Here is a 4,357-nt window from a genome sequence, read left to right as displayed (position 1 = left end):
TTCTCTATATCTTCTGGTGACATTTCGTCAGACGCAGGCGTTGTTTCTGCTGCAGGCTGTTCTGCCTCCGCTGAAACTCCCATCTCTGCCATCATTTTCTCTATATCTTCCGGCGTCATTTCTTCGGAAACAGACTCTGATGCTGGCTCTTCTAAAACCGGCATTTCTTCAGCTGCAGGGATTTCATCCATATCCGAGACTCCGGCCATTTCACTCAGCTCAGCCATCATCTTATCGATATCTTCAATTGACATCTTGTCAGAAGAAGATTCCTCGTATGTGGTCGGAATATCTTCATTTGAATCGATATCAATATCCGGTATTTCAGGCTCCTGTAATACTGCATCCGGAATTTTTAAATCACCTACAATATCTTCAGGTGAAAGACTTACATTTTCACTTAGCGCTGCTTTTAATTCAGCAGAATCATCATCTAATACTTTTTCTGTATTCTCGAAAGCATCCAACATACCCTCGAGGTCAAGCATTTCCTCTGATATAGGTTCTGATGTGTCTATATTGGGAATTTCCAGATTATCTAAAGTGATTTCATTGGATAAGTCTGAAACACCCATTTCATCTTCCGGAGTTACAGAAACCATCTCATCAAGAATTGCCCTTGTGTTGTCATCTACATTAGAACTCCCCAGTTCATCTGCCTCATCCTCTATAAGTATTTCAGGTGCCACTTCCAGTAAAGACTCTTCAGCTGCACTAGGCTTAGATGCTTTAAGTTCCATAGCCTCAGCTCTGGCAATAGCTTCATCAAGTGCCAGCTCATCAGCGTCCTTTTCATACCCTTCGGCAATATCCTCCCCGATCTTATATTTAGGCAAATTCATATCAGCAGGTGCACTAATAGAATCAAGAACTCTGTTCATTCCTGAATCCAAAAGCTCACCACTATCCAGTTTTCCGAGTAATTGCCCAATTTCAGCCAGATCGCTGTTTTCAGAAGAGTTCGCAATAGCCGAATTCAGATCATTAGCATTTGCGTAATCAGAATTAGAACTTGTCTTAGCTATTCCGGAGTTGGAATCTTTTTTTAATGATTGCAACAGGCCATCTAAATACTCTTCATTCTTCGAATTCATGTTATTTTCCCCCCAAGAAAATTACAAAACTCCCTTTATTGTAGCAGTCATTGAAAATTGATTTTCATAACTGAAGCAACAAAGGGAGTTATCATTTACATCATATATCTTTATTTGGCCTCGCCATCAGCATGAACAAGTTCATCAATTACAGCAACCAAATTACCGATTTCCGGCTTTGAAAGCTGCCTGTCGGCTCCTAAGGACTCTCCTTTACGTCTCATTTCCTCGTTTACAAGTGATGAGAAAATAATAAGCGGTATCTGCTTTGTCTCATCATCACTCTTAACAAGTTTCGTTAGGCGATGTCCGTCCATAATAGGCATCTCGATATCTGTTATAATACATTTAACCTTATCAAGCTGTCCTCTGTCCTTGCAGCCCTTTACATAATCCCAGGCAAGTTTACCATTCTCAAAGTGTCGAACATTATCATATCCGGCTTTCTTAAGAGAATCTACAATCAGCTTATTAAGCAGCTGAGAATCCTCTGCCAAAACAATCGGAATTTCGTTTCTCTGTCTGGTACCGATATCTGTGAGCTGAGCCACATTAAGACCGGTATTAGGATTGATATCTGATACAATTTTCTCAAAGTCAAGGATAATTATCAGTCTCTCTTCAAGCTTGATTATACCTGTAGAGATACTCTCCTCTGCCTTTGAAATAGTAGCGTTAGGTTTAATAATATCTGCCCATGAAACTCTGTGAATACCAACAACAGCATCTACATGGAAAGCTATATCCAACTTATTGAAATTAGTTATAATGAAAAGACCACCCGGCTTGGATGCGCCTCTTTGTAAGCAATTGCGCAAATCGATTGCAGTTATCATAGTATCGCGGGGCATAAATATTCCTTCAATACTGGGATGAGCATTCGGAACCGGCGTCACTTCCTGATACACAATGATTTCCTTAATCTTTGCTACGTTAATTCCATAGCAGTGATCGTCAATTTTAAACTCTAAGACTTCAAGTTCGTTAGTTCCATTTTCAAGCAAGATTTTCGATTCCATATTTTCACCTCACGCTTTGAAAAATTGATACTTGCAATCATTAAAAAACAAACTAAAAACCGATTGAATATACATTTAATATCCTAATTTAGTATAGCATATACTTTTTGAAAATAAATAGAAAAATTTAAAAAGACAGCCAAATTGACTGTCTTTTAAGAATTCCTTTATAAGTTTTTTATACATTTCAAAATTGGTTTCGATTATATATAGTTTAACATCTTTTCGTTTATAAATAGCATATATAAATAAAAATCAAATGGTTGTTTTAATCCATGCATCAGCCATCTCCGGCCATAATGATACCTCCGGGTATGTAACATCCGGAAAATATTTTGCCTCTGAAAAGTCTCTTATCAATTCCTCTCTTTTTTCATCAGATACTTCAACTAAATTGTTCTTTACAGCTTCTACTGTTCTAAATGTTTGCTCATAGGTATAAGGTTCGCCAAATCTATGGTTTGCCCAATCAGAATCCGCAAGCCCCAGACCATGATGTCCAAATGAAAAAACGTGAAGCGCATGTTTGACACCGGCTTTTGAAAGTGCTTCTTCGTATAAATAACTATTCTGAACAGGTACAAGATCATCCGTTGCCGTATGCCATAAAAATGTTGGCGGAGTATTATTAGTTACTTGCTTCTCCAATGAATAATATTCAAATTTGTCCTCACTGGCATCTTCACCAATTAGTGCATTGAAGGAATCTCTGTGTGAAAACTCACCTGAAGTTATTACCGGATAGCATAATATTGCAGCATCAGGCCTGTTATTTATCTTATCTAATTCACGGTTTTCATCAGATATATCATCAAAATGCACACATACGGATCCGCATAAATGAGCACCTGCAGAGAATCCGCATATTGTTAATTTATCCTCGTAAATACCATATTTATCAGCATCGTTTCGAATAAGTCGAATTGCTCTTGAGACATCCTTCATGGGCTGATCCATAAGCGGTTCTTTGAAGAGAATGTTAGTTGTATATGTTACAACAAAAGTATTGTAACCCATCTTATAAAATTTCTTAGCAACAATCTCCCCTTCCGTTGGTGCAACAACACAATATCCGCCACCAGGAATAATAATCATACACGGATGTTTTAGTCCATCGTCGTGTAAATAGCTAACCATATTAGGTTTGAATCCAAAAGCCAATGGATATGAGTATTCTCCTTCATCCCACAAATCAATCCTATTAGATACAAGATTATGTTCGCCAATCAGCTTTTCCATCCAAATCATGTTGTACCAATTTCCAAATTTATACCCACATTTAAAAAAAGTACCAATCTTTCTAAAACCTAAATGCTCATGGAATTCTTCGCTGTTTCTATCAAGATATTCATCTTCTACAACCGGATCTCCTATACATGCATATAAGTTCTCAATACCGATTTGAGATAATCGCTCTTCTAATGCTGCATATAAAGCTTTACCATATCCTTTTTTCTTAGCTTTACTATCAATATATATCGTTAATTCACATGCTTTGTCATATGCTGCCCTATCCTTAAAAACTCCAGCATATGCATATCCATATATAATGCCATTTTCTTCAATAACAATATATGGATACTTTAAAGTAATTTTTTCTATGCGATTTTTAAATTCCTGAATTGACGGTATCTCATATTCAAATGTAATTGCTGTCTTTTCTACATAATATCCATATATTTCCAATAATCTTTCCGCATCATCAAGTCTAACATCTCGTATAGTGTCCATCTCTCTCCTCCGGTATTTTTATTTTTCTCAAGAAGTATAGCAGAAAATAAAAACAAAACGTAGCTATTTATATACAAAAAAAGAGATAGTCAAATGACTATCCCATTATCTTTTATGCCTTCAAAACCGAACACTGAATTATTCCATCTTTCATCCGTTATCTTTTGTTCTATATCCTTTTCTTGGACAAGCCCTCGACCTATTAGTACACATCAGCTGAACATGTTACCATGCTTACACCTTGTGCCTATCTACCTCATAGTCTCTAAGGGGTCTTACTGCCGAAGCAGGGATATCTCATCTTGAGGGGGGCTTCACGCTTAGATGCCTTCAGCGTTTATCCCTTCCGGACTTGGCTACCCAGCCTTATGCATCTGGCGATGCAGCTGATACACCAGCGGTCCGTCCATCCCGGTCCTCTCGTACTAAGGACAGCTCCTCTCAGATATCCTACGCCCGCGCCGGATAGGGACCGAACTGTCTCACGACGTTCTGAACCCAGCTCGCGTACCG

The 4,357-nt window shown here is 38.0% G+C and carries 3 protein-coding genes and 1 rRNA gene; all 4 read right to left on the bottom strand.

All coding sequences use genetic code 11. The annotated features are described in order from the left end of the window. Positions 1 to 1,094, bottom strand: a 1,094-nt coding sequence (locus G602_RS31205; RefSeq protein ID WP_044933593.1) for a hypothetical protein, incomplete at its 3' end; no start/stop codon positions are given. A gap of 110 nt (positions 1,095 to 1,204) precedes the next feature. Continuing rightward, positions 1,205 to 2,113: a chemotaxis protein gene (locus G602_RS0124295; protein WP_026661339.1), complete on the bottom strand. Its 909-nt coding sequence runs from the start codon at positions 2,111 to 2,113 to the stop codon at positions 1,205 to 1,207. Between the two features lie 255 nt (positions 2,114 to 2,368). Beyond that, entirely contained in the window at positions 2,369 to 3,844 is a 1,476-nt protein-coding gene (locus tag G602_RS31965; protein ID WP_081676165.1) for a GNAT family N-acetyltransferase, read from the bottom strand. A gap of 182 nt (positions 3,845 to 4,026) precedes the next feature. Continuing rightward, positions 4,027 to 4,357: ribosomal RNA gene (locus G602_RS0124285) — 23S ribosomal RNA — on the bottom strand; the annotation flags it as partial.

This window comes from Butyrivibrio sp. AC2005, assembly GCF_000424145.1.
Taxonomy (GTDB): domain Bacteria; phylum Bacillota; class Clostridia; order Lachnospirales; family Lachnospiraceae; genus Butyrivibrio.
Note: the sequence above shows the minus strand (reverse complement) of the source record. Positions and strands in the feature narration are given on the sequence as shown.

Excerpts from the sequence above, each read along its gene's own strand:
- G602_RS31965 (WP_081676165.1), bottom strand. The coding sequence starts at position 3,844 with ATGGACACTATACGAGATGTTAGACTTGATGATGCGGAAAGATTATTG.
- G602_RS0124295 (WP_026661339.1), bottom strand. The coding sequence starts at position 2,113 with ATGGAATCGAAAATCTTGCTTGAAAATGGAACTAACGAACTTGAAGTC.